Consider the following 25,383-nt stretch of genomic DNA (forward strand, 5'->3'; position numbering starts at 1 on the left):
CGACGTCGTGGAACTCGCTACGGAAGAAAACCACCTATCGGTTCGCGGAGTCCATCCGCGCCCGTAGCTGATCGGATAGATCGGACAGGTGGGCGGTCCCGAAGGTCGCGACGAGCAATCCGCCGATCGTGTTGTAGAACAGGTCCAAGATCGTATCGTCCAGTCCGTACTGGGTGAGGACTTTCCCGACGCCGACGAGGCTCGATACGACGCCGACGTAGAACTCGATGAGTTCCCAGATGACGCCGAACGCCATGACGAACAACAGGAGATAGACGAACATGAACCGGGGTGGCATCACGATGTACTCCGTGTGTTCTTCCAGCGCTCGCGTCACGGCGTACGCGACACCGGCGACGAGCGAGGAGGACAGTGCATGCGTCATGTGATCCCACCACCACGTCGACTTGTACGGGCTGATGAAACCCAAGGCGGGCACCGATAGCGTCCCGAACGCGTGTAGAAACATCGCGACGGAGATCCAGAGCACGATTCCGCCGTTCATCGTGACACGGTAATTTCGCTCGAAGAGCGCGGGGAGGAACGTGACGAGCAAACCGATACCGGAGTTCACCACGATACCGGCGTTCCCTTGCCAGAGGCCGATCAGTAGGATGGCGGCCATCGCCGCCTGGAGGATCCGAACCAACTGATCCTCCCGGCGTTCCGAAACGTGAACGGGCGAGTGAAAACTCACGTGCTACTCCCCCGTGATCGGTCGGCGTTCGCAGAGAGTTGACGCCGGAAGTACAACCAGAACAGCACGCCAGCGACGATGCCCGCGATGAGCGTTGCCGTGAAGATGGTCATGAGTTCGGTGTTCGTTTTGATGAACGTCGTCCCGAGGTACGTCGCCGAAGCCGCGGATCCAACTGCCCAGAATCCAGCGGTCGCGAGCGTCACGATGACGGTAAAGAAGACCGCGAACTGCGGCGTCATTCGAACCGCCGTCGTCAATTCGAGCGCGACGACGACGAGCATCGCGAGGGTCGCGACGCTGATTCCGGTCACGATTTCGCCGAAGAACTCCGGCCGGGCCGTCGCGACGAACAGCGGCAACGAGGCGATGAGCAACAGTGGCCACGGAACCGTTCGAGTCCACGATCGAAAGACGACGGCGGGCGAGATGGCGACGAACGCCGCAATCGTGGCCATCACCGTTTCGACCAACAGAACGTTCAGGAAGCTCACGATTGCGAGTGCGACGAGAACGATCGCAAGCGCCCATGCGATCATCGCGTTCACTCGTGTGTCCTTGATAAACCACGTTTCCGGAAGTGTTTGACTCATCCCGTATCCCCCATAGAGACCACGAACGCTGGTCGTAGCGACCTGCGGTATCCCCCCTATAGAACGACACGGATCGACTTATCTGTTGGCGGGATTCGTTTCGAGCGGTTACAGCACTTGTCTGGGTAACTCCATCTCCGAGTCCCGCAAGACGAAGTACCGGAACGAAAGGATCGCCAGGAAGACGGAAACGACGGACAGGATCAGGAACGCGTTGTAGAGACCCTCGGAGATGATGCCGCGTGTCAGGCCGATCTCCGCCGCGGCAACGCTGATACTGAGGCGACCGGGCATCGACGACGCGAGGAGCGCGACGGTTTCCTGTTCGAGACCGACGAACCATCCACCTACCACCGAACCGACCACTTTCGATCCGATTCCCAAGACGAGGATACCGGCGAGCAGAAGCGGGCTCGCCGACGAGAAGCTTTCGAGATCGAAATTCAGCCCGACGTAGAAGAAGAATACGGGGGTCACCAGGTCCGAGACCGGCTTCATCGAGTTTTGGATGGAGTGGCCCTCGTGTGTGATCACCGCGACGAGAAGCCCGGCGAAGAACGCGCCGAGAATCGCGTGAATACCGATGAGTTCCATGCAGTACGCCAGCGTGACCATGAGGAAGACGCCCACTTTCACCGGATTTTCGAACATTCCCTCCTGAAGCGTGTTCGAGAGATAGTCTTCGAGCAAGAACGGCAGGCCGATGAAGAACACGAACAGCGCGATCGTCACGAGGATGACGCCGATCACCGGCTTCGGGGCGGTGATCAAGGTGATCCCGTATGCCAATGCCGCGACGGATAACAGGTCGTTCATCACCGCGACGGAGAGAATCGTCTGCCCGGTATCGGTCTGGAGAAGCGAGAAGTCCTCGACGAGGGGATAGATGAGCCCGAGCGACGTCGTCGAGATGGTGACGCCGGTCAGAAACGATGCGAAGAGGTTGAGTCCGAGCACTCGTGCGAGGGCAAATCCGGAGATGAACGGGAGCAAAAACGTGAACACGGCTAGCTCCGCGATCTGCCGTGGATTCCGCCGGATCGTATCCGGATCGAGTTCCAAACCGGCGTCGAACATGATCATGAGGAGTCCGAACGCCGCGAGCGCGGTGAAGAATTCGAACCCGGGCATCGATGGATTGACGATGTCGAATATCGAGCCGAACAGTATCCCGGCCAACATCTCGACCGCCAATATCGGAACGTTGTACTCGGTCAGCGATTTGAAAACCAGACTCGTTCCATAGACGAGCGCGAGAACGAGAACGAAATGAAATGATAGTGACATTAGTGTGCAACAACTCGATGGGTAGACTGTCGGGTTATCGGGTTCCCTTCGTCGATACCACGAAGTCTATTCTGACTGAACATAACTAAATCAATCGGAAATCTGTCGGGACTCTTCGTGAGCGATGTGCGCCCAGTGTGCAACCGAACTGCTCTCCAAGAGGGTCGGAATCCTCGCAGTGTACGGATTGCGGCCTCGTCCCCACCGTCGAGATGCAGATCTCATGTTCGAAGTTTAGCGGTTCCAGCAACGGTAACTACACGTCTCTGGTGAGTATAAAATACTACTGTCACGGTAACTTTCGACCGCTTCTTAAAAATCATCGTTGGGAGAGGTCCCGAATTCGACACCATTGGTAGACGACGAACCGACTTCGGTTCCCTCTACGGAATCTCCTCTGACCGAACGACACCACCAATTTAAACTATTCGACCAAATCCACAAATCCCACCTATCTCACCTATTTCACCTAACCCACCTATTATTCTCGATACTGCGGTGATTCCTGCTCGAATCATGCGTACGGAATCCGCCACGGAAGTCCGTAGCGGTAAGACACAACCCGGAACGAGGTCGATCTCGAATTAGAGGGGTTCGTCCTGGTAACTGGCCGGGTCCTGTTGGTCGTCGACAGCCTGGGTAAAGAGGCTCTCAGCCATTTCTTCGTCAACCTCGTTAGCAGGTGCGTGAGCCGACACGCCGAGCGTGATGAGTTCTTCGATCGCTTGTTCCCGATTCAGGAAATCACCTTGGTCGACGAGTCGGTCGATATCGGAGTCGATACGGTCGGGGAGGGATACTTCGAATGTGACCATACGCCCACTCATAATCGAGGGCAAATGAATTCTCTGGTCTCCGTTCTCTTTGCCTCCGGTTGGCGTCATCCCATACGCGGTCGATTCGTTTCGACGAGCTAGAACGATGCTCGCGTGCAAAGAAGCGAACATTTAGCATACCCCGCTTACATACGTAGGTGTATGACCGATGGGGTTCCCGTGTCATGTACGCAGTCTGGTGAGTTTCATCGACCACTGCATACGGGTACGACGGTGGTCGAACCGGGAACCCCATCGTCTTCGATACCACCCTTCGGGCTTCGATTCCCACTCCAATCACGAACGGTAACCGCATTGGAGGCAGTCTACCGAGTCAGTTAGCTAAATCAATGAGACACGTTACAACGATCGATCGCCGACGATGGCTGGCGGTGGGGACGATCATCGCAGCAGTCGCAACTGGCGGGAGTCTCTGGCTGAGTTTCGGCCTCGGACTCGTTCCCTGTGAACTGTGCTGGTACCAACGGATCCTGATGTATCCGCTCGTGGTCATACTCGGTGTCGCGACGATCGAGGGGCGACCGCTCGTCTACCGGACCGCATTCCCGCTCGCGATCGGCGGCGTTTTGATCGCGGCGTACCACTCGTGGATACAGTACACGGGGGCTCCGACGGCCTGTTCCGTCGGCCAGATCAGTTGCGGCATCGTGCAGTATCGAATCGGTGGGATAACGGTCCCGAACCTCTCGTTGACCGCGTTCGTCTTGATTACCGCGGTACTGTTCGTGATCGCGCGATGGTCGAACTGACCGATAGCCGGGTCGCGTAACCGGATGAAAGTCGACGGGGGACGGGTTCGGCGCTGATTCGGGGTTATGGTCGCCTCGGTACGAATTTTCGTTTTCGACTCAATCCTGCTCGCCCCAACTCGACGTCTCGTTGACGCGCGTCGCCACTGGCTTCGACGCTGGATCGAGCGTCGTCGTGACGCGGTTCCGAATTCGGGAGACTTCCGCTCCGATCGCTCGGTGCCCGAGTATCGAGAACCCGAGGAAGATCGTGACGAATCCGACGATCGTCCGTGCCGATATCGCTTCGCCTAGGAGTGCCCATCCACCGAGCGTGGCCACGATGGGGACGAGGTAGAAGATCAAGTTCCCCCGAATCGCCCCGACCTCGTCCAGCAGGCCGAAGTACGCGATGAAGGCGAGCGCGCCCGAGAAGACGCCGACGTAACCGAGCGCAGCGAACGCGGTCGGCGTCCACGCGATCGCGGCCGGTTGTTCACCGGCGGCGAAACTCAACGTATGGCAGAGGAGCGCGGCGACCGGGAGTGCCCATGCGGTGCGAACGGTACTGCCGAGGGAGGAACCCGCCCGCCGAATCAGAACGCTTCCGAGCGCACCACAGACCGCGGCACCGAGGAGGATTCCCTTCCCGATAACGGCACCGTCCAGCACGTGAGCGGGGTCGATGTCGACCACGAGCGCGACGCCGACGAATCCGAGCGCCAATCCACCGGCACCGACGCGAGTGAGGTCCTCGTCAGATAGCAGCACGGTCGCGAGGGCGGGAGTCAGAATCGGGTTGAGACTGTAGATGATCGACCCGACCCCGCTCGACGTGTACTGCTGTCCCAGAAAGATGAACGCGTTCGTCAAGCCGACCGTGAACACGCCAGCGGCGAGGATACCGGCAAAATCCGAGCGTGTACGGGGAAGCCACTCCTCCCGTGAAAACGCGAACAACACGTAGGTCAGCAACAGCGCCGTGCCGATGTCGAACCGAAACGCGACGAACAACAACGGCGGGAAGTAGTTCAACCCGGCTTTCGCCGCGACGAAGGTTCCGCCGAAGAAGGCGCTCGCGGCGAGGAAGAAACCGAGGAGGTGGTAGCGACTCCGTCCCATCCCTACCGACACCTCCAGTGACGAAACGGAGCCACACTTTTCTTGAGCATCTCATATTGAATTCCGGTAGACATCGTTCTTCACTCTAACAAAGACGCATATCCGTATGAACTTGTCCAGAAATAGATTCATACAGTGGAAGAACAACTACTCCGTGTAGAGCGTTCATACCGTGAATAACATTCACGGTGTGAAAACAGCTATACGCGTCGGGAGAAATGGGGTTGCTATGGACTCCGCACTCGACGAGATCGAATTCCTCGCGTTGTCGAGTAATCGCGTTACAGTTCTCGATACGTTGTGCGATGATTCATACACGCGACGCGAACTCGAAGAGCAACTGACCGCGTCCCAGCCGACGCTTGGACGTATCCTCCGTGACCTGCAGGAACGGGGATGGATAACGTACGATGGTCGCAGATACACCACCACGGCGACCGGTCAACTCGTCGCGGAGGAGTTCGTCGATCTGTTGGAAACCGTCGAGACCGAGCTCAAACTTCGAGAGGTAGTCGAATGGTTACCCACGGAGGCGATGGATTTCGACCTCCGACACCTTTCGGATGCGACGATCACGACGCCGAGTCAAACGAAACCGGGCGCGCCCGTTCAGCGAGTGCTCGAACTCCTCCATCGCTCCAGCCACGTCCAGTTGTTCTCGTACGCGTTCAACGAACAGAGTCTCGGTGTGATTCGGCAACGGGTACTGGACGGAGCACAGACGTTCGAAGGGGTGCTGTCCGAGGATGCGCTCGCCATGATCACACACGATTCGGCGTTACGGGAGCAACTACGTGACCTCGTCGAGTCCGGGGACGCCGAAATCCGTCTGTACGACGGGGAAATCCCGTTTGCGGTGACGATTACCGACGACGTCACGCACCTCCTGTTACGTGATCAGGACGATCTCCTTCGTGCGGCGTTGGACACGGACGACGAGGCGGTCCTCACGTGGGCGCGTGAGAAATTCGAGGGATACTGGCAGCGCTCGTCACCGGTCGATGCGGAAACGCTCTCCGAGTAGTTCCGCCGGATTCAACTCCGTCTCCTTACTTCCACAGTGCTTGGAAACAGCCGACTCGGGTGGAATGTTCCTGGACGCAGCGAGAGCACCGACGGAGGTTCGAGAGCACCACAGGCATCCACTACGTCGTCCTATGGGCCACCAATACGTCGTCTCCCTCGGCGACGTAGTTGAAGAGCGTCGGTTAGTGCCGTCGATCGGTGCGGCGTGAGTCGGATGGAGGTTCGTCGGCGGGATAATATCTGACAGGAAGAACAAAATTTGTGGATGGATGCACGTAATTCGACCGCTACCGTCCGTCCGATTTTTCGACGAGTTCGGTCGTTCGACCGGCCATCGGTCGAGGTATCGAATATCCGTGGCTCGGATACGTTTCGTCGCTACGTACGGACTCATGCCGAACCTGTTCGCTGCTATTCGGTCCCTTCGAAAGGGATGTCGGATTATAACTAAATCGAACTTGTCCGTAATGCGGGATGTTATGAAAGAACAGGTGACGAGTGAGACAGCGGAGTCGGATCGAACGCGTCGTTCGTTTATGCGTCGTACAGGTCTCGTAGCTGCCGGAATCCCTGCCGTGCTCGCCATGCAAGGGACGAGCAGTGCTGCGGATCGAACGACGTACACGATTCGTGACGGGACGCCGGACGAGACCGACGTGTACGTCACGGACACGGGAGAGGGTGGAACGACTGCCGTCGTCGTCGGCGGCATTCAGGGGAACGAACCGGCCGGGAATCGAACTGCGGGCGGTATCGAATCGTGGTCGATAGACCGTGGGAAACTCATCACGATTCCGCGGGCGAACCAAGTCGCCGTCGAACGCGATACCTACTACAACGACAACGGGAACCTCAACCGAAAGTTCCCGCCCGGGAAGACGCCAACGACGCCGCTCGCACGGGCGATTTGGGACGTCATCGAATCGTCCGACCCGGACATCGTGATCAACCTTCATAGCTCGAAAGGGATATATCACGAGGACGTCGGCCCCGACGGGGTCGGGCAAGCCATCTATCCCACTACCGCGTCCGGTGCCGGTGAGGACGCAGTGCAGGCGGCGGGGTACATGAACCGACACCACCTCCCGGACTCGTTCCCCGAGTACTACCGGTTCAAGCGTGGAAACACGATAAACGGAACCCGACCGTTGCTCATCCATAAAGTCGATGCGGACCTCGGCAAACCCGGATTCATCGTCGAGGCGACCCGATACAAAACGGACCTCGAAACGAGGACGAGATGGGAACTGAACATCGTGCGCCACCTGTTGCGTCGCCACGGAATCGAACGAACCTACGAGAACTGACGGACCGGTCTTCCGGGTGAGTGGGCGAGGGGGTCGAGAAATCGGTCTCACTACGGTCGTTACGTCCACCCGTACGACGTAGACACGACACCGATCAGCCTTCGAGTTGGGGTGTCGTTCCCAGTTCCTCGATGGTATCGGCCGCCCGTTCAGCACCGCCAGCGGACCGAGCCGACACATTGAACTCCTCGATAGCTTCGTGATACGGTTCGGCCGTGATCGAGTCGGCGGCGTCGCGGACCGCCGCGGCCGTTACCTCCTCGTCATCGAGGACGACGCCGACCCCAAGGGAACTGACCCGCTCGGCGACGAGATGCTGATCGGCCATATGTGGGACGACGACCGTCGGCGTGCCGAACGATAGCGACTCCATCGTCGAGTTCATCCCGCCGTGGGTGACGAACGCGTCGACGCGGTCGAGCACGTCGAGTTGCGGGACGCGTGAGCGGACGTGGACGTTCTCCGGACTCTCGGCATCGAGGCGGTCGGCATCGGTCTTCGCCTTGAGGACGACCTCCCATTCGCCGTCGTCGAAGGCATCGAAGCAGACGCGGAAGAAGTCGTCGTCCCCACAAATGACGGTTCCGAGGGAAACGTACACCGACCGACGCTCGGCGAGGCGGTCGAGCGGAAGGTCGGCGTCGCGCTGTTCGCCACCGTCGCGCACCATCGGGCCGACGAAAACGTGATCGTCGCCAAACGACGCCGCATCGGGCTGAAATTCGCGGGTCAACGGAACCAGCGCGCGGTCGGTATCCGCGACGAAGAAGTCACTCCGGTCGGGGTCTTCGATGCCGACGTCGGCCAGTAGCTCCAGTATCTCGCCGGAGAATCCGGGTTCCTCGTCGTCGAACGAACGGACGTTCTCGATCAGCGGCGACCCCTCCCGCATGGCGAAACTCGTGTTGAACGACACCGTCGGAGCGTCGAGTTCGTTCGCCACGACACGACCCCACAGGCACATCGGGTCGGTAACCACGCGGTCGACGTCGTCACCGGCGACACGGTCGACGAGCGGCGGGGCGTAATCGAGCGTCTCGGACATGAAACGGACGAGGCGTTCGCGGCGCGAACCCTGACCGTCGTCGGACGGGTTCACGCCCGGTTTCCCGTCGTCGTTCATCCGACTCATCAAGTCGAACTCCTCGCCGAGACGCTCGAACGTCGCGCCGGTCGGTTCGACCACGTCCGCGAACCGTTCGGGCAGGTAATACGTGACTTCGTGACCGCGACCGACGAGTTCGCGCGCCGTCCGCAGCGTCGGGTTGACGTGACCATACGCGGGAAGCGGGAAGATGCCGACGTGAAGCGTGGACTCGACGGTTCGACGTTCGGACTCGGATGTTTCGATTCGATGCATTTGGTCGGGGTTCGGCTCCCACCGGGTTCTTTCTTTCGATAATTTAAGTAACAAAATTATAGTTCCTGAACGTCACGGGGTCGGTCGAATTGGACAAAGAACGACATGGATACGCGTTGTGCTCTACACGGATGGTATCCAATCGTCGCACGCGGACGTACGGGAGTGAGTCGGGATTCGGGACGAAAAGACGTCTCGCAATTCTTGAGCCGAGTTGGAAAGAGACTTCGATGCTCGACGATTCAAGCGGGCAATCGCAGTGCGACGCTGTACATCGTGCCGGTCGATTCCTCGCCGATGGCCGTTGCGACCCGTTTTACTTCCGCGGCCAAAGGCTCGCCGAGTTCGGGTCGAAGTCGAGAACACAACGAGAGCGCCGCGGTGGCGTGCGCCTCGATATGGCTCGCGGTCCACGGCACCGGGTCCAGTAGAATCCGCTTCCGGTCGAACTCCCAGCCGTATCCCGCGAACAGTCGTTCGAGAACCGCCTCCGGATAGAACGTCAGTGCCGGTTTGCCCGTAGCCAACTCGGCCACGGCGTTTTCCAGCGCGAAGAGTTCGCGCACGGCGGCGTCGTCCGGCGGTGGGCGGTAGTCGTCGACCACGAGGTGACAACCGAGGTCCGCGACCCGCGTCAGTTCCGTCGCCACCGCTTCGAGTGATGGTGGCCCAATCAGGTTGAACAGACCGTGAGCGGTGATGATTTCGACCGAGTCGGTTTCGAGTGGGAGGGCACGAAGGTCCGCTTCCAAAACGGCGGTCCGTCCACTTTCGCCATCAGTTCGTTCCCCTTCCCCCTCGCTGTCAGTCCATCCTCCTTCGCCGCCATCGAACCGCTCGCGGACGGCAGTCGCGTGCTCGGGGTCGTTCGTGACGGCGTAGACGCGGCTGGCACCGTCGGCGAGCAGACCGGCCGTCGTGTTGCCCATTCCCGCCCCCGCTTCGAGGCAAGTCGCGCCCGAAACCGGACGGTCGGCGAGAGCGGTCGTAACGGTCCGCGGGATATCCATGGCTGTATCGAGCGAACTCCTAATGATGGAGTTGCTCCGGAACGGGGCTCCGCTCGTGGCGGAGTTTCTCGATGAGCGACCGCTGGGCGGCCTCCTCCATTCCGTCGTAGCGCTCGGCCGCGTCGAGCACCATGGCGACCAGCTTCGGGTCACCCGGGTTGATGACGCTCGTCAGTCCCTGTGCGGCCGCGAAATCGAATCGCTCCTCGATTTCGGCGGGCGTATCGACCGGTTGATACCAGTTCGAATACGGACGGTCCGCCTCGGGAAGTTCGTCGGTCGAAGGCCACGGTCCCTTCGCAAAGGCCTTGATGCCAAGCGTTCCAATGCCCGCGTCATTCGCCCGTTCGATTACCGCTTCGTAGTCGTACTCGTCGTCGTCCTTGCCCACGACGACCGGGTTCATCGGGAACATCACCGTTTCGAGGTCGTCGATTCGGTCGATGGCGTCGAGGATAAGCTGTGGGTTCCCGTGACTCGTCAACCCGATGTGACCGATTCGTCCGTCGGCTTTGGCCTCCCGAAACGCTTCGAGCGCGCCGCCATCGCCCGTGATGGTGTCCAATTCCTCCTCGTATTCGAGACCGTGTACCTGATACAGGTCGATGTGATCGACGCCGAGGCGGTTGAGTGACGCGTCGAGTTTCCGTTTCGCCCCCTCGTATCCCCGTTCCTGTGTCTTACAGCCGAGGAAAATCTCCTCACGGTGTTGGCGGAGTTTCGGCCCAAGTTTCAGTTCCGCATCGCCGTAGGTCGGGGCGACGTCGAAATGATTGATGCCGTGATCGAGCACGAGTTCGACCATCTGGTTCGCACCCTCCTGTTCGAGCCAGTTGAGCGCGATGGCACCGAACGTCATGATGGAACTGTCGTGACCGGTGGTACCCAATGAGCGCGTCTGCATGGTAGCTAATTACTGCCGGTCAACAAAAGCGTATGTCTCGGGGTATCAGTCGGCGGGTTGGGAGTCGCGGTTCAGGAAGATCCGAGAGATTTCCGCGCCGAGGTCGTCGCCGGAGTGCGTCTCCTCGACCTGCGTGTACACGAGCACGAGGCCGAGCGTCGCCAGCGCGGCGGCGAACACGAACGGCACGACGTAGCCGAAGCTGACGAGCCATCCGCCCGCGAGCGGGCCGATTGCGGTGCCGAGACCGAACGCCATCGTCAGCACCGAGAGCGTCGTTCCGGCGTTCGAGTTCCGCGCGATGTCTCCGGCGAGCGCGAAGGCGGGCGCGAACACCATCGCACCCGCGATTCCTTGCACGAACCGAGCGCCGATCATTCCGAGCGGCGTCGCGACGAACCCTTGTGCGACCGTCGCGGGAATGAGGAAGACGAGACCGATAAGGATGAACGGCTTCCGGCCGTACTTGTCACTCGCGGTGCCGACAGGTGTCTGCATGACGACCTGTCCGAGCGTGAACGCCGCGAACTCGATCCCGAAGAGCGTCGCACTTTGCCCGAGATGGTTGTTGATGATGCTTTCGAGGGGAGAGAGGATGGCGATGCCGATGGCCATGAACAGCGACGCGAGACCGAGCGTGAACACGGAGTCGAGGGTACCGTGACCGGCGTGTTGCTCGAAGACAGCGATACTGTGATCGCCGCCCGCGTCCGCCGTGTGCTCCGCATCGAAATCGACGTCGGGGTCGCTCACCAGCACGAAGACGAGGAGTGCGCCGACGAGTGCACCGAGCGTCGCGATGTAGAACGCCGCCTCGAAGCCCGTGATGCTGTAGCCGAGGAGCGTGTACGGGCCACCGTAGATGACGGTGCCCGCCGCGACGGGACCGATACCGAACCCGAGCATGCGGAACGTGTTGAACACGCCCATCGACCCGCCACGGTTGTCGTCCGTAGAGAGGTCGTTCACGAGCGCGACGGTCGCCGGCACGGTGACGGCAACGCCGATACCTTGCCCGATGCGGATGAGGAGCATCGCGCTGTAATTCCCGGCGAGGGAGTACGCGAAGTTCGAGACGGCGAGGATGAGAAGGCCGACGACGACGAAGACCTTCCGTTTCCCGCTCTTGTCCGAGAGGCTCCCCGCGATGGGTTGGACGCCGCTCATGAAGAAGCCGAACGCGGAGAGGATGAGCCCCGTGACGAGGGCAGTGCTGAGGCCGAACGTCCCGCCGCTCACCATACCGCTCCCGATGTAGAGCGGGAGGACGATGATGAGGAACGAGTTCCCGATGGAATCGGCCATCCGCGCGAACGCGAGCGCGAGGACGCGTCTGTCGGTGTCGAGGATACCCACTATCGGGGCCCCCTGTCGATCGTACTGTGTGTGCTGTGGCTCCGAATCATATCTTACTAACCAATCAGTCAGCCATCCGCTTAAACGTTCGGTTCGCGACAACCGATGTACCCCAAATAACACCGACGACCGTTTGGAGCGTTGAAACGTCGGTGATAACCGAACACACGGGACGTTTTCACACACCTAGCTGACTGATTCGTCAGTAAGTCCATTGTGGTATCGTGAGCGTACTTGACGGATCGAGAACGATAACTAGTCGATCGTTTCATCAGGATCGAATCGCATCGAAAACGTTCATCGCACGTCTGTAATTACGTCCCCGAACGCCGGAGATTACGTCCCCGAAAACGTCCGCGTGAGCGCGCTCCGGAACCGTCGCCCGCTGTACGCGAAGAGGACGGCAATCCAAAGCGTGACGACGCCGATGGGGTAGACGGTGATTTGGTTCTGGTCGTTCAACGCGAGGGTGAACCGCAACATCTCCAATCCGGAGATGAACAGCAACCCGGCGGTAATCCGCCGGTCGCCATAGCCGAGATAGCCGAGCGCGGCGGTGAGCAACGCCAGTAGATAGCAGACGACGCCGACCATCCGCATGACCATGAAATCGGGGGTAAACGGCGTGAGCGGGGGCAGTGAGAAGAAGTTGAAACCGGAGAGGCCGACCTTGGTCGAACCGAACATGAAGATGACGTAGTACCCCTTCGGCCACGTCACGATTTCCCACGGGATGAGTCCGACGAGCACCAACACCGCGGCACGGTAGTATCCCCACCAGTCCCGTCCGCCCCCCGACCGAACCGCCGTGTCGCTAGAGTTGCGACTCATTGGTGAAAATGAGGACGCAACGGCGAAAAGGATTGCTACTTCGATGGTCGAAACGTACGCAGTCGGCGGGGTCGTGACAACGGGACCCGAGACCCGCCGGAACACCGCAAAGAAAATCGGTGGTGGGGAGACGAGCGAGAAGGACTACAGCGAAGTCGCGTTGATTTCGATGACATTTGCCGCCCGGTATACGATTTGTGACAACTGTTCGAGGCGGTCGTCGTCCATCCGACTCGTCGGCCCGATGACACTGATCGCTCCGTAGACACCACCGTCCTGTTTTTTGATCGGCACCCCGACACCGACCAGTCCCGGGATCGACTCCTCCCGGTTGTAGGCGAACCCCTTCTCCCTGATCTCCGCCAGTTCTTCGCGGAGTTGCGTTTCGTCGGTGATGGTGTTCTCCGTTCGCGCTTCGAGTTCGACGTCGTCGAGGAAGCGTTCGAGTTCCTCGTCCGTCTTGTACGCGAGTATGGCCTTGCCGACCGCCGTGTGGTAGAGGTTGTTGCGGTAGCCGATGTACAGTTCCGTCTGAACGGCGTTCTCGCCGTTGGTCGTGTAGAGACAGATCCCTTGGTGTTGCTCTTCGACGGTGAAGAGCGCACGTTCCCCGCTTTCCTCCGCCAAGGTGTCCACCTCGTCGCTGACGAGGTCGTAGATATCGAAGCGGTTACGCACGTGGTGGGCGATGTCGATAAACCGAAGCCCGAGACAATATTTCTCGCCATCCTTCACGACGTACCCGTACTCACGGAGCGTCGCCAGATAACAGTGCGCTGCGCTTTTCGAGATGTCGAGGTGGTCGGCGAGTTCCGTCACTCCGAGCCGTTCGTGTTTTTGGAGCGCGCTTATGATGTCGAGGGAGGTTTGGGTTGATTTTACGGGATTTTTAGCCTCGTTCATCTTTCTCAGTACTGTTGTCAGCTGTTGGCATAAGCGTTTGGAATAACCAAACGCACGCTGTCGACCATTTTCCGCCACGAAAATGAGCGATCATCATATAGTTCGCGAATATGGTTTTCTCTTACCATTATACAGACGTCGCTATTCTTCATCGATCTATCAATCTTCCAATTATCACGTTTCGTTGATAAACAGGAACGGAGGTATCGTTTGCTCGCCCAACCGCGTCAATCAGTTCCATGCTAGACGGAAACTATATTAAAGCAGTTGCGTATATCTGTAATATGCGCAGAGTAGCGTTTGCAAGCCGTGTAGAACGAAATCCGTCTCACGCGAGGATTCCGACATGAAGTTCGGGGTGTTCCTCAACCAGTATTACACGGAGGACAGCGAGTTCGGCGTCGGAAACCTCTACGAACAGGTCGAGTTGATGGAGGAGGTCGGGTTCGACTCCGCGACGCTCGGCGAGCGACACATCCACGAGGAGGGGTTCGTGGAACCGATCACCGCGCTCGCGGCCATCGCCGCGCGAACCGAACGGCTCGAACTCGGCACCGCGGCGATGCTTCCCGCGCTGTACAACCCGCTCCACCTCGCCGAGCAGGTGGCAATGATAGACGAGATTTCCGGCGGTCGCGCCGCGTTCGGCGCGGCGCTCGGCTATCGGGAGCGCGAACTCGCGCCGTTCGACGTGGAGATGGACGAACGGGTCGGCAAGTTCCTCGAATCGATTACGCTCCTCAAACGGCTGTGGTCCGAATCGAGCGTCACGCACGACGGCGATCACTGGTCGTTCGACGACGTCTTCCTGAGTCCGCGACCGGACGAGGTCCCGGTTTGGATCGGCGGCCACGCCGACATCGCCATCAAGCGGGCCGCCTACCGCGGCGACGCCTGGATCGCCAGCGCGTCGTCGACGACGGCGGACCTCGAAGAACAGATCGGCGTGTACGAGGACGCGCTCGACGAGTTCGGCATGAGCCGCGAGGAGAACGACGTCATCCTCATGCGCGACTGTTACGTCGCTGACTCCGTCGATGCCGCACGCGAAGCGATCGAGCCGTATCTCCTGAACCTCTATCAACTGTACGCTCGCTGGGGGCAGACGTACATGGACGAAAACGAAGTCGAGGTGGACTACGACGAACTCGACGAGAAGTTCGTTATCGGGACGCCGGAGAACTGTATCGAACAGCTCCGAACCTACGAGGACCTCGGCGTCGATCACGTCCTCATTCGATGCCAGTTCCCGGGACAACCGCAGGAGTCGGCGATGACGTGTCTCGAACGATTCGGCGAGGAAGTCATCCCCGCGTTCAAATGACGACGAAAATCGGCTACGTCGGGTTGAACCATCACCACTGTCGCCCGTATCTCGACAGCATCGACCAGCTCAACGCCGAACTGACGGCGACCGCCGACGAGCAGTTCACCCCGGAAGCGTTGGATATCGAGACGCCGAGCGACGTTCCCCACTACGATTCCGCCGAGCGGATGCTGGACGATTCGGACGTCGACCTCGTCTGGATAACGCTCTCGAACCGCGAGACGCCCGAGGTCATCGAAGCGGCCGTCGAGCGAGGTATCGACGTGTTCACCGAGAAACCCGCCGCCCGGACGGCCGCCGACCTCGAACCGGTCGCGGCCGCTGCTCGCGACTCGGACGCCACTGTCGGGGTCTCATACACGTGGCGCGGCCATCCGATTTCGAAACAGCTCCACGAACTCCGGCGGTCCGGGTTTTTCGGGGACGTTCGGAGCTTCGACCTCCGGTTCGTCGCCTCGTCGCTGCGGACACGGGACACGGACCATTACCTCTTCGAGAACGCTGCGAGTCGCGGCGGTATCGTCCAATGGCTCGGCGTCCACTGGCTCGATCTGGTGCCGTGGATACTCGACGACCCGATCGTTCGTGTGAACGCGAACCTCTCGGCCGGAACCCCGGAGGTCGATATCGAGGACGGGGCGACGCTCCAGTTGGAAACGGAATCCGGAGCAATCGGCACGCACACCTGCGGCTACTACCTCCGCGAGGGGCGATACGATACGCGGATTCAGGTGTACGGCGAGGAGGGGCGGAGCGATTGGGACCCGATGGGCGAGACGTTCGGCTTCGAGGGGGAGACGACGCTCGAACTCGGCTCCTCGGATGGCGACTGGGTAAGCACGCCACACCGGCGGATCACACACGAATATCAGTCCGCGCCGGGCTACGGCGGACGCTGGGGAATCGAGTTCTTCGAGCGGATGCTGCGCGCCAGGAACGGCGCTACCCCCATGCCAGCCGATTTGGACGACGCGCTCGAAGTCCTGCGGGTTCTCGATGCGGTGTACGAATCCGCGCGAACCGGGACGTGGGAATCCGTCGACTGCGTGTAGGAATCGAACCCTTCGCGTTCGCATCCTCGTCCGCGTTTCCGATCAGTCCTCGTAGATCGAGTCGATTTCCCACTCCGCTACCGGAGTGAACTCCGATGCGTCGAGGTCGATATCGTACCCGAACGGTGCTTCGAGAACGGACCCCAAGGAAATTTTCCCGTCGTGGATATCGAGCGTGGCGAACCCGTTCGGGTGGCGACGATAGAGGTCGCCGTGGTTTTCGAGGATTTGGTCCTGAACATCGTCCGAATACATGTCGAGGCCCAAGTAGTAGTGGTGTCCGTTTCGCTCGACGTGGTCCATCCCGATGGTCGCCATCGTAGCGAGGTCCTCCCCCAACTCGACGGGACCAAGCGTCGTGAGGTCCTCGCCGCTCATCAGGTACGTCCCGTCCGTCGTTCGCCGTCGATGTTCGATCAGACACCGATTCACGAGTCCCTTGATGACGCCCTTGCAGTTCTTGTGACTCGTCCCGGCGTAGCCGCAGTCGAGGGCCGTTCGGAGACTGGTGGGATGATCGTCCGACTCGTCGATGATGACGGGCGGCCGGTCGGTCCACGCGTCGAACGTCGCGCGCGTGCCCTCGCTGAACGCCTCGTCCCGCGGGAGGGGTTGTTCGACGTACAGGAGATGGTCGAAGAACGGTTCGAGGGTCGAATCTGTTTGCATCGTCTCCCACTGGCGTCGAAACTCCGCGACGCTCCCGTACTGTTCGTTCGCGTCCAGCGAGAAGGCGTAGTCGTCGAGCGAACTCCGTTCGAGGAGGGCGTGAATCCTTCGAAGCCGGTCGGCGTCGCTCGGCGTGGCCGCGAGCTTGATCTTGAAATGATTCACGCCCTGCTCCTCGATGTACTCCGTGAGCGACTGCGGGAGGCCGTCGTCGAGTCTGTCCGCGACTGCGACGTCCTCGTCGGTCAGCGGGTCGCTCAACCCGACGGTGTGCCGGATTCGCATCTCCCGTCGTGGCGTTTCGGGGAGGAGTTCCGTCGGCTTCCGACCGTCGAGTTCGTCGTAGAGTTTCCCCATCTCGATACCGAGGGTGTTCTCGTGGACGGCGGTAGGGAACGTCGTTTCTGTCGCCCGGCAGAAGGCGTCTATCAACGCCTGCTCGATCAAACTGACGCCGTAGCTCCACAACAACGCCGGATGATCGGTCGGTTCGGCCCAGTCGCCGACCTGTTCGAACAGCGACTGCCAATAGGCGAAGACCGTCGGGTGGGGGTCCATGGCCGTTGCGTACTCACACGTCGCCTCGAACACCTCCAGCATCCCCTCGATTCCGTCTTCGAGCGTCATCTCCGGGTCCTTGTGGAACCACATCGGCGCGAGCGCGCCCATGCTCGACCCCTGTGCCGTTCGCCCGTCGATATCGGCGGTGAGGGAGACGAGGATTTGCGGGCCTTCAGTGACGTGCACGTTTCCGAAGTGAAACGACATCCGTCGGCGGAGGTTGATGGTGGACAACTCCGTCTCGGAGATGGTGATTGCCATATCGGGACCTCGGACCGTGAAACAATAAATCATCTCCCGCTCGCACCGACCAAACGTTTTTACCATGACTCGAAAGTATCCGACATGCACATCGGGCTTTGTACGATAGCCGACGGAGAGTCGCCCGTCGGGGAGGTCATGCGGGAAGCAGCGGCCGCCGGTTACGACGGTGTCGAAATCTGGGGCCGAGGACACGTCGACGGCACGAACGGCACGCCGGACGAAGCGCGTCGAACTGCGATCGATCTGAATCTCGATATCCCGACCTACGGTTCCTATCTCCGGCCGGGAACGCCCGAGTTCGCCGAGTCCTACGAGGCGGAACTCGAAATCGCGACCGCTCTCGATGCGAACCTCGTTCGCGTCTGGGCGGGAAATCAGGAGTACGGCGTCCACGACCCCGGTCATTGGAAACGGACGGTTTCGGACCTCCGCGAGTTGGCAACCGCGGCGTCGGAACGGGATATCGGCGTCACCGTCGAGAAACACGAGGGGACGCTCACCGACGACGGTGCGGGCGCTCGGCGATTGATCGAGCGGGTGGACGAACCGAACTGCGGCCTCAACTGGCAACCGCTGTTCGGCATGACGTCGGATGCGATTCGGGCGGAAGTCGAGGACCTCGCACCGCTGAGCAACAACGTCCACATTCAGGCCGTTCCCGAATCGGGCGCGACGACGCGCTGTGCGTTGACGGACGCCTTCTTCGACGTCGAACACGTCGTTCGAACGTTGCAGGCCGCCGATTTCGACGGCTACGTGAACGTCGAGTTCGTCCGTGACGACATCGACTTCGTACGAGCCATCGAAGCCGACCTCGACTACCTTCGGTCGCTTGCCCGGTGATGCCAGCGTTGCCTACGACACCGTCACGGACCACGTACCACGGTGCACATTTCATGGACCACGTGTCACGGAGCACATTTCACGGACCACGTGTCACGGAGCACATATCACGGACCACGTGTCACGGAGCACATTTCACGGGATCCGTTCATCACCGTGCCGTCACGTGATTTCGGAGCGTACCGACTCCCTCGAACTCGACTTCGACCACATCGCCGTCCGAAAGCGCGTCCGGGCCGTACGGCGTTCCCGTCGCGATGACGTCGCCCGGTTCGAGGGTGATGAGTCGGGAAACGTCGGCGACCAATTCGGGGACAGAGAATATCATCATCTCCCTCGTGGTCTCCTGTTTCACCTCGCCGTTGTGTCGGAGTTGCAGCGTCGCATCGTCCGGGACTTCGTCCGGCGTCGCGATGACCGGACCAATCGGGAGCGAACCGTCGAACGCCTTGCCGCGAACCCAGTTTCGCTCTTCGGCCTGGTCGTCCCGGTTCGAGATGTCGTTCACACAGGTGAACCCCTCGACGTAGGCCATCGCGTCGTCCGCATCGACGTCCCGGCACTGCGTTCCGATGACGATGCCGAACTCGGCTTCGAACTCCACGAGGTCCTTGCCGGGTGGCAGTTCGATGGCGTCGCCGTGCCCGCTCACGCAGTTCGGTCCCTTGAGGAAGAGTTCGGGTCGCTCGGGTAGGTCCTCGAACCCGGACTCCTCCCTGTGGTCCATGTAACCACCCGCCTGACAGACGACTTTCGTCGGTTCGCACGGCGGGAGCGTCTCCACGGATTCCACGTCGTGGGTTCGATTGCCCGCTTCGATGGTGCCCTCGACCAGTTCACCGGTTCGGGCGATCCCCGTCTCGTCACGAAAACGTATCGTTCGCATAGACGAGGGAGGGTTGGAAGGGAGAGGTAACGAATGTTTGGGTTCGACCACCGGACGGCGTGAAATTTGTAACGCCGCCGGAGCGACCCGGTGGCTATCGTGATGGTACCGATGAGCACGAGTCGTTTGGAATTACGAAACACTCCCGTTTCCCGCAAAATCCACCATTACAAAGATATCACTGTAACGTGTGGCGTCTCGGCGACGGTTTCGATCGGTTCGGCGTCCTTCCGGTGATCCGGTGTTTGGTATTACGAAACGGTCATCGAGCGATCGACGTCGAGTTGATCTCGATGACGTTCACGGCGTGATGGATCATCTCGGAGATCTCGTCCAGTCGATCACCGGTCATCCGACTCGTCGGTCCGATGACGCTGACTGCGCCGTACACGCCGCCGTCTCGCGCCCGAACGGGTGCACCGGCACCGACGAGACCGGCGATGGTTTCCTCCCGATTGAACGCGATGCCGTCGTCCCGAACGTCTTCGAGTTCCGCTCGCAACTGTTCGCGGGTCGAAATCGTGTGTTCGGTGTGTTTCGTGAACTCCAAGCCCCCTATCAGTTCGTCCCGCCGTTCCCGCGGCATGTACGCGAGTATCGCCTTCCCGACGGCGGTGTGATGGAGGTCGTTTCGATAGCCGACGTACAGTTCGGTCTGGACGGCCATGTCGCCGCTCGCTTTGTAGAGGCACACCCCTTTTCCCTGTTCTTCGACGGTGAACAGGGCCAACTCGCCGCTTCGCTCGGCCAGTGTATCGACCTCGTCGGTGACGAGGTCGTAGATCTCGAACCGATTTCGGACGTGGTGGGACATGTCGAGGAACTGTGGGCCGAGCAGATACGTCCCGTCCTCCCGCACCACGTAGCCGTTCTGGCGCAGCGTCGAGAGGTGGCTATGGATCGTCCCCTTCGAGACGTCCAGGTCGGTGGCCAGTTCCGTCACGCCCATCCGCCGATGTTCCTGAAGCGAATCGACGATATCGAGGGCGGTCTGTACCGCTTTGACCGGATTCCTTGCTTCGTTCATACTAACTGGTTCGGAATTAGGTTGTGGGACGAGCGATATCAATGTTTTCTCGACCGAAATGATAGTTCACCGACCGAAACGCTTGTTTCCCTTCCCGGAACAAACTAATAACGAGCGTGAGTGGGCAGCCATAGAGACCCATGCAAGCAATCACGTACGATCGAATCGCGGATGCGGCGGAGCACTTCGACGACGACATCGTCCAGCACACGCCGACGGACCTGAGCCGTTCGATAGGGCGAACGGTCGGCGCGGACGTGCATCTCAAGATGGAGCACCTCCAGCGTACGGGATCGTTCAAGACGCGCGGCGCGTTCAACAAGATGCGGACGCTCCAGGCGGACACGGACGTCGAGCGCGTCGTCGCCGCGAGCGCCGGAAATCACGCACAGGGCGTCGCGCTGACGGCGACGAACGCCGGGTTCGAAGCGACCATCGTCATGCCGACCGACGCACCGCAGGCGAAGATCGACGCGACCAGAGGATACGGTGCCGAGGTGATTTTGCACGGGAACGACTTTCAGGCCGCCATGAATCACGCCCACGAGTTGGCCGACTCCCCCCGAACGGGATTCATCCACGCCTACGACGACCCGGCCATCGTCGCGGGACAGGGGACCATCGGCCTCGAAATCGTCGAGGACGTGCCCGACGTGGACACCGTCCTCGTCCCCATCGGCGGCGGCGGGTTGATCGCCGGAGTCGGCTGTGCCCTCGCGGAACTCGCCCCCGACGTCCGCGTCGTCGGGGTTCAGGCCGCATCCGCCGCGACGGTCCCCACGAGTTTGCAGAAGGGCCGCCCCCAGACGAACGACGACGTGGATACCATCGCCGACGGCATCGCCACCGGCGGCATCTCCGAGTTGACCCTGGAGCACATCGACGCGTACGTGGACGAGGTCGTCACCGTTCCCGACTCGGCCATCGCACGCGCCATCATGCTCCTCCTCGAACGCGCAAAGCAGTTCGTCGAGGGGGCGGGTGCGGCCGCCGTCGCACCGCTCCTCACCGACGCGATCGACGTACGTGACGAAGTCGTCGTGCCGGTGTTGAGCGGGGGGAACCTCGACGCCTCCATGCTCCAAACGGTGTTGAGTCACGAACTCACCCAGCGAGACCGACTGCTCGAACTCCGCATCCGTATCGACGACCGGCCGGGCGTGCTGGAGGAGATTTCGGGCGTCGTCTCGGACCACAACGCGAACATCCGAACCGTCAACCACCACCGCGCACACAGCGAACTCGCCGTCGGCGAGGCGTTCGTCACCTACCAAATCGAAACGAGCGGCGTCGAGCACGCCGATAACATCAAAGACGCCATCGAAGCCGTGGGCTACGAGGTGTCGCAGGTCAACTGACTCCGACCGACCGAGTCGTCACCTCCTCGTGAACTGCGATTCGAGAAGTTTCAGGCTTCACTCGGTGAGTTCGCACGAGAACCGCTACGAAACGATTTCGCGGAGGTAGTTGAGAACGATACCGACGATTACGAGATAGCCGAGGATACCGAGCACGTCGACCGTGCGCCCGTTCACGTGTTCTCCCATCACTGTCTCGTCGCGGGCGATGGAGAGGAGGAGGTACCCGAGCAGGGGGAACGCGGCGATTGCGAGCGCTTGGGCGGTTCGAAGCAGTTCGACGGGCGACTCTCCGGCGACGGCGACGACGGCCAATCCGATTCCCATCGCGGCCATCGTCCAGAGCTTGACCGACCGATTTTCCATCGAAGCGTCGTACCCGAACCCGTCCACCAACAGCGTCGCGCCGATGAGTGCGTTGACCACCAGCGACGAGAGGGCGGCGAAGAAGAACCCGACGAGGAAGAGGTAGAACGCCCCATCCCCGGCGACCGGCCGGAGTTGCGTCGCCATCCCCTGCGCCGAGACGGCGGAGTTCGGCGTTCCGTAGATGACGGCGGCGCTCGTGAGGAGAATGACCATCACGATGAGGCCGAGAATCGCGATACCGACGATGCTGTCGAACCCCTTCTCGCTCAACTCGTCCACCTCCCAGTCCTTTTCCGCCATCAGATGGGTCTGGTAGGCCGCCGCCGCGATGGAGAAGTTCGTCGCGGTGAGACCGAGTCCGAGAAAGACGCTCGACCGGTCCGGAAAGGTCGGAACCAGTCCACCCACCGTCCGTCCGAAATCGACGCCGACGAGCGCGAGCGACCCGACGAACGCGACCAGCATGATGCCGACGACGACCGTCACGAGCGTCTCGACCTTTTCGTACAGGTCGGGGAGCCAGAGGAATCCCGCCGCAGCGATCGTGAAGACGGCCGCCCAGAGGCGAGGTTCACCGCCGAAAAGCGCGGCCGACGCGAAGCCGATTCCGGCGTTGTTACCCGCCTGAAACGCCACAATCGTACAGAAACCGAGCACACCAGCGAGTTGCGACGTTCGCTTTCCGTACTTCGTTCGAGCCGCCTGAAACAAGGTATCCCCGGTGACGACGCCGATACGGGCGGCCATCCACGTATACGTGATCATGAAGACGGTGGCGGCGACGGGAATCCACAGCAACCGATAGCCGTACGTTCCGCCAGCGATCGTGCTCAGCGCGATGCTGCCGGGACCGACGACGACCGCCGCCAGAACGAGCGCCGGTCCGAGGGCCTTCAATCGCCGAGAGAGGGACGCGGTTCCTGTCATGGTCCCTCATCACACCCATCCGACTAATATTTTTGCACGAAGAAAAACGTCGAATCTCTCCCTGTCGTTTCCCGTCGATATCCCGACTATTCGGAACGAGCGTCCGCCCACAACCGCTCGATTTCGGCCCGTTCGTGCCGCGCGATGTCCGTTGGACTCAATTCGTCGTTCGACGGGCGGTGGCACTCCGCCGTGACGTATCCGTCGTACTCTCGCTCGTCGAGCGCCCCGAACAGGGGGGCGTGGTTGACGTCGCCCGTCCCGAGCAGTCGCGGTTCGAACGCCTCCACGCCGTGGCAGGTCTCCAACTCGAATCGACCGGATTGCTCCGACTCCGATCCCGACCCCGACCCTGTGCACCGACGCTCGTCCTTGACGTGGACGTGTCGCAGGTCGTCGCCGAGGCGCTCGACGGACTCGCGCCCGTACCCGACGTCGGAGATGTACATGTTCCCGGCGTCGTGGATGACCCCGACGTTCTCGCGGTCGATGGCGTCGAGCAGTCGCTCCGCGTCCGCCGCCGATTCGATGATCGTGTTCGAGTGGATTTCCATGAGGAGCGTCGCGTCGTAGTCGGCGGCCACGTCCGCCGCGCGTCGCATCCACTTCACGCCGGTTCGGTACGCATCGTCGTCCGCGTCTCGGGACGGGGGACCGCCGGGACCGTGCCGTACTCGGGGACAGTCCAGGAGTTCCCCCAGTTCCAGAAATCGAGTCAATCGGTCGAGCGCCGCCTCGCACTCAGCTTCGCTCTTCCCGACGTACTTTCCGGTGTAGGTCGCCAGACACGCCACTTCGAGGTCGTTGGCGTCGAGGCGGTCCGCGATTTCGCGGGCGCGCTCATTGCTCGTTTCGACGCCGAAATGTGGCTCCCGGCACATCACCTCGACTGCATCGTAGTTGAGGTTCGAGGCGACGTCGATAACCTCGTCCAGTCGCCGGTCGCCGAACATCTTCGTGAATACGGCTGTTTTCATGTTTGTCACTCCTCCGCGGAACGCGGGGTGAGGGCACCCGATTCGACCATCGATTGGAGCGGGTTGTCCTCGATCTCCAGCGGGAATTCGACGCGCCCGCGCCGCCGAACGGACTCCCAGCAACCGAAGATGATCTCGTTCGCCGTCAGCACGTCTTCGGCGTCGAGGACGGGCGTCGTTCCCCCGTCGAGGCTCGAAACGACGTCCGCTATCGCACCGAAGATAGGACGGGTATCGTTCTCACAATCAACCGCCTCCGGCGTCGTCTCCCCGTCGCGGTGTACGCGCAGGTCGTGCTCGCCGGACGGCCACAGATCGAGAACGCCTTCCGTCCCGCGAACGCGGACGAGACTGTCGAAGGCGGCGGTGCCGTCGCCTGTCGAAAGCAGTGCATGGACCCCGTTTTCGTACTCCCACATCGCCAGCGCTTGGTTTTCGTTGTGCGACCCGTACCGGACGTTCTCGACGCTGTAGTCGACCTGACAGAGCGCCCACTCCGGCCTTCGCCCGTCGTTCAGACCGTTACAGACGTCGATCAGGTGGCTTCCGAAGTCGAAGAGGTTCTTCCCGCCGATTTCGACCCGTTCGATGGTCCCGATCTCTCCCTCCGTTATACGGCGTCGCGCTTCGAGATACGTTTCGCTAAACCGTCGCTGGTGGTTGAACGTCAATTGAATGTCGTTGTCGGCACACGCCGACACCATGCGACGACAGTCGCCGAACGTGTCCGCCATCGGTTTTTCGCAGTGGATGGCACGGAGCGCGTCGCTCTCGGTGCAGTCGATGACGATGTCCGCGTGCGTCGGTACCGGCGTACAAACGCTCACGATGTCCGGTTCGACCGCACGGAGCATCTCCATGTAGTCCTCGTAAACGTCGTGACGGTCGATGCCGAACCGGTCGGCGAACGCCTCCGCGTGATCCCTGACGAGGTCCGCACACGCCACGAGCGAGCAATTTTCGAGCGCCGCGTACGCATCCGCGTGATGGTACGACATCGCCGCACTCGTTCCCCAATCCGGGGTATCCGGGTCCGGCCCGGTACCGATGAACGCTACCTTCTGCTGAGCCATTAGTATCGAGTTAGTTCTTCGCAGTCGTATTTCAACCTTCGTATAAAAATTAGGATAGTTTACTTTATCGACGGTGAGATTTATGTTGTT

At 60.8% G+C, this 25,383-nt stretch carries 24 protein-coding genes; 7 read left to right on the forward strand and 17 right to left on the reverse strand.

Annotated features, from left to right (window positions below):
- Positions 1-34 precede the first annotated feature (34 nt).
- From NKF25_RS05630 to NKF25_RS05645, 4 genes are all read right to left on the reverse strand, one after another.
- On the reverse strand, positions 35-697 hold the full coding sequence (locus NKF25_RS05630) for a hypothetical protein (protein WP_253225722.1): 663 nt from the start codon (positions 695-697) through the stop codon (positions 35-37).
- Positions 694-1,290, reverse strand: coding sequence for a hypothetical protein (locus NKF25_RS05635; RefSeq protein ID WP_253225723.1), 597 nt, complete (start codon positions 1,288-1,290; stop codon positions 694-696). The genes NKF25_RS05630 and NKF25_RS05635 overlap by 4 nt, the downstream gene beginning before the upstream one ends.
- A gap of 108 nt (positions 1,291-1,398) precedes the next feature.
- A complete protein-coding gene (locus NKF25_RS05640; protein WP_253225724.1) occupies positions 1,399-2,577 on the reverse strand; it encodes a cation:proton antiporter in 1,179 nt (392 codons plus the stop codon).
- A gap of 584 nt (positions 2,578-3,161) precedes the next feature.
- Positions 3,162-3,392 (reverse strand): ribbon-helix-helix domain-containing protein, encoded by a 231-nt coding sequence (locus tag NKF25_RS05645; RefSeq protein ID WP_066147018.1) that lies wholly within the window; start codon positions 3,390-3,392, stop codon positions 3,162-3,164.
- A 350-nt stretch (positions 3,393-3,742) separates the two neighbouring features.
- Here NKF25_RS05645 and NKF25_RS05650 point away from each other — a divergent pair, with 350 nt between their 5' ends.
- Entirely contained in the window at positions 3,743-4,162 is a 420-nt protein-coding gene (locus NKF25_RS05650) for a disulfide bond formation protein B (protein ID WP_253225725.1), read from the forward strand.
- 99 nt (positions 4,163-4,261) lie between these two features.
- Here the strand turns inward: NKF25_RS05650 and NKF25_RS05655 are convergent, their stop codons facing one another.
- A complete protein-coding gene (locus tag NKF25_RS05655) occupies positions 4,262-5,263 on the reverse strand; it encodes a DMT family transporter (RefSeq protein ID WP_253225726.1) in 1,002 nt (333 codons plus the stop codon).
- 229 nt (positions 5,264-5,492) lie between these two features.
- Here NKF25_RS05655 and NKF25_RS05660 point away from each other — a divergent pair, with 229 nt between their 5' ends.
- Together NKF25_RS05660 and NKF25_RS05665 are read left to right on the forward strand one after the other, a co-directional pair.
- On the forward strand, positions 5,493-6,287 hold the full coding sequence (locus NKF25_RS05660) for a transcriptional regulator FilR1 domain-containing protein (RefSeq protein WP_253225727.1): 795 nt from the start codon (positions 5,493-5,495) through the stop codon (positions 6,285-6,287).
- A gap of 538 nt (positions 6,288-6,825) precedes the next feature.
- The gene (locus NKF25_RS05665; protein WP_253225728.1) at positions 6,826-7,596 is read left to right on the forward strand and encodes a deacylase; all 771 of its coding nucleotides are present in this window, start codon (positions 6,826-6,828) and stop codon (positions 7,594-7,596) included.
- A gap of 94 nt (positions 7,597-7,690) precedes the next feature.
- Here NKF25_RS05665 and NKF25_RS05670 read toward each other — a convergent pair whose 3' ends face one another.
- The 6 genes from NKF25_RS05670 to NKF25_RS05695 all read right to left on the reverse strand — a co-directional run bounded on the left by NKF25_RS05670 (position 7,691) and on the right by NKF25_RS05695 (position 13,960).
- Positions 7,691-8,956 (reverse strand): macrolide family glycosyltransferase, encoded by a 1,266-nt coding sequence (locus NKF25_RS05670; protein WP_253225729.1) that lies wholly within the window; start codon positions 8,954-8,956, stop codon positions 7,691-7,693.
- A 242-nt stretch (positions 8,957-9,198) separates the two neighbouring features.
- Positions 9,199-9,966 carry a class I SAM-dependent methyltransferase gene (locus NKF25_RS05675; protein ID WP_253225730.1) on the reverse strand — a complete coding sequence of 256 codons (768 nt, stop codon included), beginning with the start codon at positions 9,964-9,966 and terminating at the stop codon, positions 9,199-9,201.
- Positions 9,967-9,985: 19 nt separating this feature from the next.
- Positions 9,986-10,870 (reverse strand): aldo/keto reductase, encoded by an 885-nt coding sequence (locus NKF25_RS05680; protein WP_253225731.1) that lies wholly within the window; start codon positions 10,868-10,870, stop codon positions 9,986-9,988.
- Between the two features lie 45 nt (positions 10,871-10,915).
- A complete protein-coding gene (locus NKF25_RS05685; protein ID WP_253225732.1) occupies positions 10,916-12,226 on the reverse strand; it encodes an MFS transporter in 1,311 nt (436 codons plus the stop codon).
- Positions 12,227-12,562: 336 nt separating this feature from the next.
- A complete protein-coding gene (locus tag NKF25_RS05690; RefSeq protein WP_253225733.1) occupies positions 12,563-13,057 on the reverse strand; it encodes a hypothetical protein in 495 nt (164 codons plus the stop codon).
- A 144-nt stretch (positions 13,058-13,201) separates the two neighbouring features.
- A complete protein-coding gene (locus NKF25_RS05695) occupies positions 13,202-13,960 on the reverse strand; it encodes an IclR family transcriptional regulator (protein WP_066147038.1) in 759 nt (252 codons plus the stop codon).
- A gap of 346 nt (positions 13,961-14,306) precedes the next feature.
- Here NKF25_RS05695 and NKF25_RS05700 point away from each other — a divergent pair, with 346 nt between their 5' ends.
- The gene (locus tag NKF25_RS05700) at positions 14,307-15,284 is read left to right on the forward strand and encodes an LLM class flavin-dependent oxidoreductase (RefSeq protein WP_253225734.1); all 978 of its coding nucleotides are present in this window, start codon (positions 14,307-14,309) and stop codon (positions 15,282-15,284) included.
- A complete protein-coding gene (locus NKF25_RS05705; RefSeq protein WP_253225735.1) occupies positions 15,281-16,339 on the forward strand; it encodes a Gfo/Idh/MocA family oxidoreductase in 1,059 nt (352 codons plus the stop codon). The genes NKF25_RS05700 and NKF25_RS05705 overlap by 4 nt, the downstream gene beginning before the upstream one ends.
- A gap of 42 nt (positions 16,340-16,381) precedes the next feature.
- Here NKF25_RS05705 and NKF25_RS05710 read toward each other — a convergent pair whose 3' ends face one another.
- Positions 16,382-17,830, reverse strand: coding sequence for an enolase C-terminal domain-like protein (locus tag NKF25_RS05710; protein ID WP_253225736.1), 1,449 nt, complete (start codon positions 17,828-17,830; stop codon positions 16,382-16,384).
- 84 nt (positions 17,831-17,914) lie between these two features.
- On the opposite strand from NKF25_RS05710, the gene NKF25_RS05715 reads away from it, so the two are divergent.
- Entirely contained in the window at positions 17,915-18,676 is a 762-nt protein-coding gene (locus NKF25_RS05715) for a sugar phosphate isomerase/epimerase (protein ID WP_253225737.1), read from the forward strand.
- A gap of 151 nt (positions 18,677-18,827) precedes the next feature.
- Here NKF25_RS05715 and NKF25_RS05720 read toward each other — a convergent pair whose 3' ends face one another.
- Positions 18,828-19,562 (reverse strand): fumarylacetoacetate hydrolase family protein, encoded by a 735-nt coding sequence (locus tag NKF25_RS05720; protein ID WP_253225738.1) that lies wholly within the window; start codon positions 19,560-19,562, stop codon positions 18,828-18,830.
- Between the two features lie 262 nt (positions 19,563-19,824).
- Positions 19,825-20,589 carry an IclR family transcriptional regulator gene (locus NKF25_RS05725; protein ID WP_253225739.1) on the reverse strand — a complete coding sequence of 255 codons (765 nt, stop codon included), beginning with the start codon at positions 20,587-20,589 and terminating at the stop codon, positions 19,825-19,827.
- Between the two features lie 140 nt (positions 20,590-20,729).
- Here NKF25_RS05725 and ilvA point away from each other — a divergent pair, with 140 nt between their 5' ends.
- Complete coding sequence (ilvA, locus tag NKF25_RS05730) at positions 20,730-21,947, forward strand: threonine ammonia-lyase (RefSeq protein ID WP_253225740.1); 1,218 nt, start codon at positions 20,730-20,732, stop codon at positions 21,945-21,947.
- 84 nt (positions 21,948-22,031) lie between these two features.
- On the opposite strand, the gene NKF25_RS05735 is transcribed toward ilvA, so the two are convergent.
- From NKF25_RS05735 to NKF25_RS05745, 3 genes are all read right to left on the reverse strand, one after another.
- Positions 22,032-23,243 carry an Nramp family divalent metal transporter gene (locus NKF25_RS05735; RefSeq protein WP_253225741.1) on the reverse strand — a complete coding sequence of 404 codons (1,212 nt, stop codon included), beginning with the start codon at positions 23,241-23,243 and terminating at the stop codon, positions 22,032-22,034.
- Positions 23,244-23,329: 86 nt separating this feature from the next.
- On the reverse strand, positions 23,330-24,220 hold the full coding sequence (locus NKF25_RS05740) for a sugar phosphate isomerase/epimerase (RefSeq protein ID WP_253225742.1): 891 nt from the start codon (positions 24,218-24,220) through the stop codon (positions 23,330-23,332).
- Positions 24,221-24,225: 5 nt separating this feature from the next.
- On the reverse strand, positions 24,226-25,293 hold the full coding sequence (locus NKF25_RS05745; RefSeq protein WP_253225743.1) for a Gfo/Idh/MocA family oxidoreductase: 1,068 nt from the start codon (positions 25,291-25,293) through the stop codon (positions 24,226-24,228).
- Between the last annotated feature and the right edge of the window lie 90 nt (positions 25,294-25,383).

The sequence above is a fragment of the Haladaptatus sp. AB643 genome (assembly GCF_024136975.1).
Taxonomy (GTDB): domain Archaea; phylum Halobacteriota; class Halobacteria; order Halobacteriales; family Haladaptataceae; genus Haladaptatus.

Bases quoted from the DNA above. Each gene is read 5' to 3' on its own strand.
- NKF25_RS05635 (WP_253225723.1), bottom strand. From the start codon at position 1,290: ATGAGTCAAACACTTCCGGAAACGTGGTTTATCAAGGACACACGAGTG.
- NKF25_RS05640 (WP_253225724.1), bottom strand. From the start codon at position 2,577: ATGTCACTATCATTTCATTTCGTTCTCGTTCTCGCGCTCGTCTATGGA.
- NKF25_RS05645 (WP_066147018.1), bottom strand. From the start codon at position 3,392: ATGGTCACATTCGAAGTATCCCTCCCCGACCGTATCGACTCCGATATC.
- NKF25_RS05650 (WP_253225725.1), top strand. From the start codon at position 3,743: ATGAGACACGTTACAACGATCGATCGCCGACGATGGCTGGCGGTGGGG.
- NKF25_RS05655 (WP_253225726.1), bottom strand. From the start codon at position 5,263: ATGGGACGGAGTCGCTACCACCTCCTCGGTTTCTTCCTCGCCGCGAGC.
- NKF25_RS05660 (WP_253225727.1), top strand. From the start codon at position 5,493: ATGGACTCCGCACTCGACGAGATCGAATTCCTCGCGTTGTCGAGTAAT.
- NKF25_RS05665 (WP_253225728.1), top strand. From the start codon at position 6,826: ATGCGTCGTACAGGTCTCGTAGCTGCCGGAATCCCTGCCGTGCTCGCC.
- NKF25_RS05670 (WP_253225729.1), bottom strand. From the start codon at position 8,956: ATGCATCGAATCGAAACATCCGAGTCCGAACGTCGAACCGTCGAGTCC.
- NKF25_RS05675 (WP_253225730.1), bottom strand. From the start codon at position 9,966: ATGGATATCCCGCGGACCGTTACGACCGCTCTCGCCGACCGTCCGGTT.
- NKF25_RS05680 (WP_253225731.1), bottom strand. From the start codon at position 10,870: ATGCAGACGCGCTCATTGGGTACCACCGGTCACGACAGTTCCATCATG.
- NKF25_RS05690 (WP_253225733.1), bottom strand. From the start codon at position 13,057: ATGAGTCGCAACTCTAGCGACACGGCGGTTCGGTCGGGGGGCGGACGG.
- NKF25_RS05695 (WP_066147038.1), bottom strand. From the start codon at position 13,960: ATGAACGAGGCTAAAAATCCCGTAAAATCAACCCAAACCTCCCTCGAC.
- NKF25_RS05700 (WP_253225734.1), top strand. From the start codon at position 14,307: ATGAAGTTCGGGGTGTTCCTCAACCAGTATTACACGGAGGACAGCGAG.
- NKF25_RS05705 (WP_253225735.1), top strand. From the start codon at position 15,281: ATGACGACGAAAATCGGCTACGTCGGGTTGAACCATCACCACTGTCGC.
- NKF25_RS05710 (WP_253225736.1), bottom strand. From the start codon at position 17,830: ATGGCAATCACCATCTCCGAGACGGAGTTGTCCACCATCAACCTCCGC.
- NKF25_RS05715 (WP_253225737.1), top strand. From the start codon at position 17,915: ATGCACATCGGGCTTTGTACGATAGCCGACGGAGAGTCGCCCGTCGGG.
- NKF25_RS05720 (WP_253225738.1), bottom strand. From the start codon at position 19,562: ATGCGAACGATACGTTTTCGTGACGAGACGGGGATCGCCCGAACCGGT.
- NKF25_RS05725 (WP_253225739.1), bottom strand. From the start codon at position 20,589: ATGAACGAAGCAAGGAATCCGGTCAAAGCGGTACAGACCGCCCTCGAT.
- ilvA (WP_253225740.1), top strand. From the start codon at position 20,730: ATGCAAGCAATCACGTACGATCGAATCGCGGATGCGGCGGAGCACTTC.
- NKF25_RS05735 (WP_253225741.1), bottom strand. From the start codon at position 23,243: ATGACAGGAACCGCGTCCCTCTCTCGGCGATTGAAGGCCCTCGGACCG.
- NKF25_RS05740 (WP_253225742.1), bottom strand. From the start codon at position 24,220: ATGAAAACAGCCGTATTCACGAAGATGTTCGGCGACCGGCGACTGGAC.
- NKF25_RS05745 (WP_253225743.1), bottom strand. From the start codon at position 25,293: ATGGCTCAGCAGAAGGTAGCGTTCATCGGTACCGGGCCGGACCCGGAT.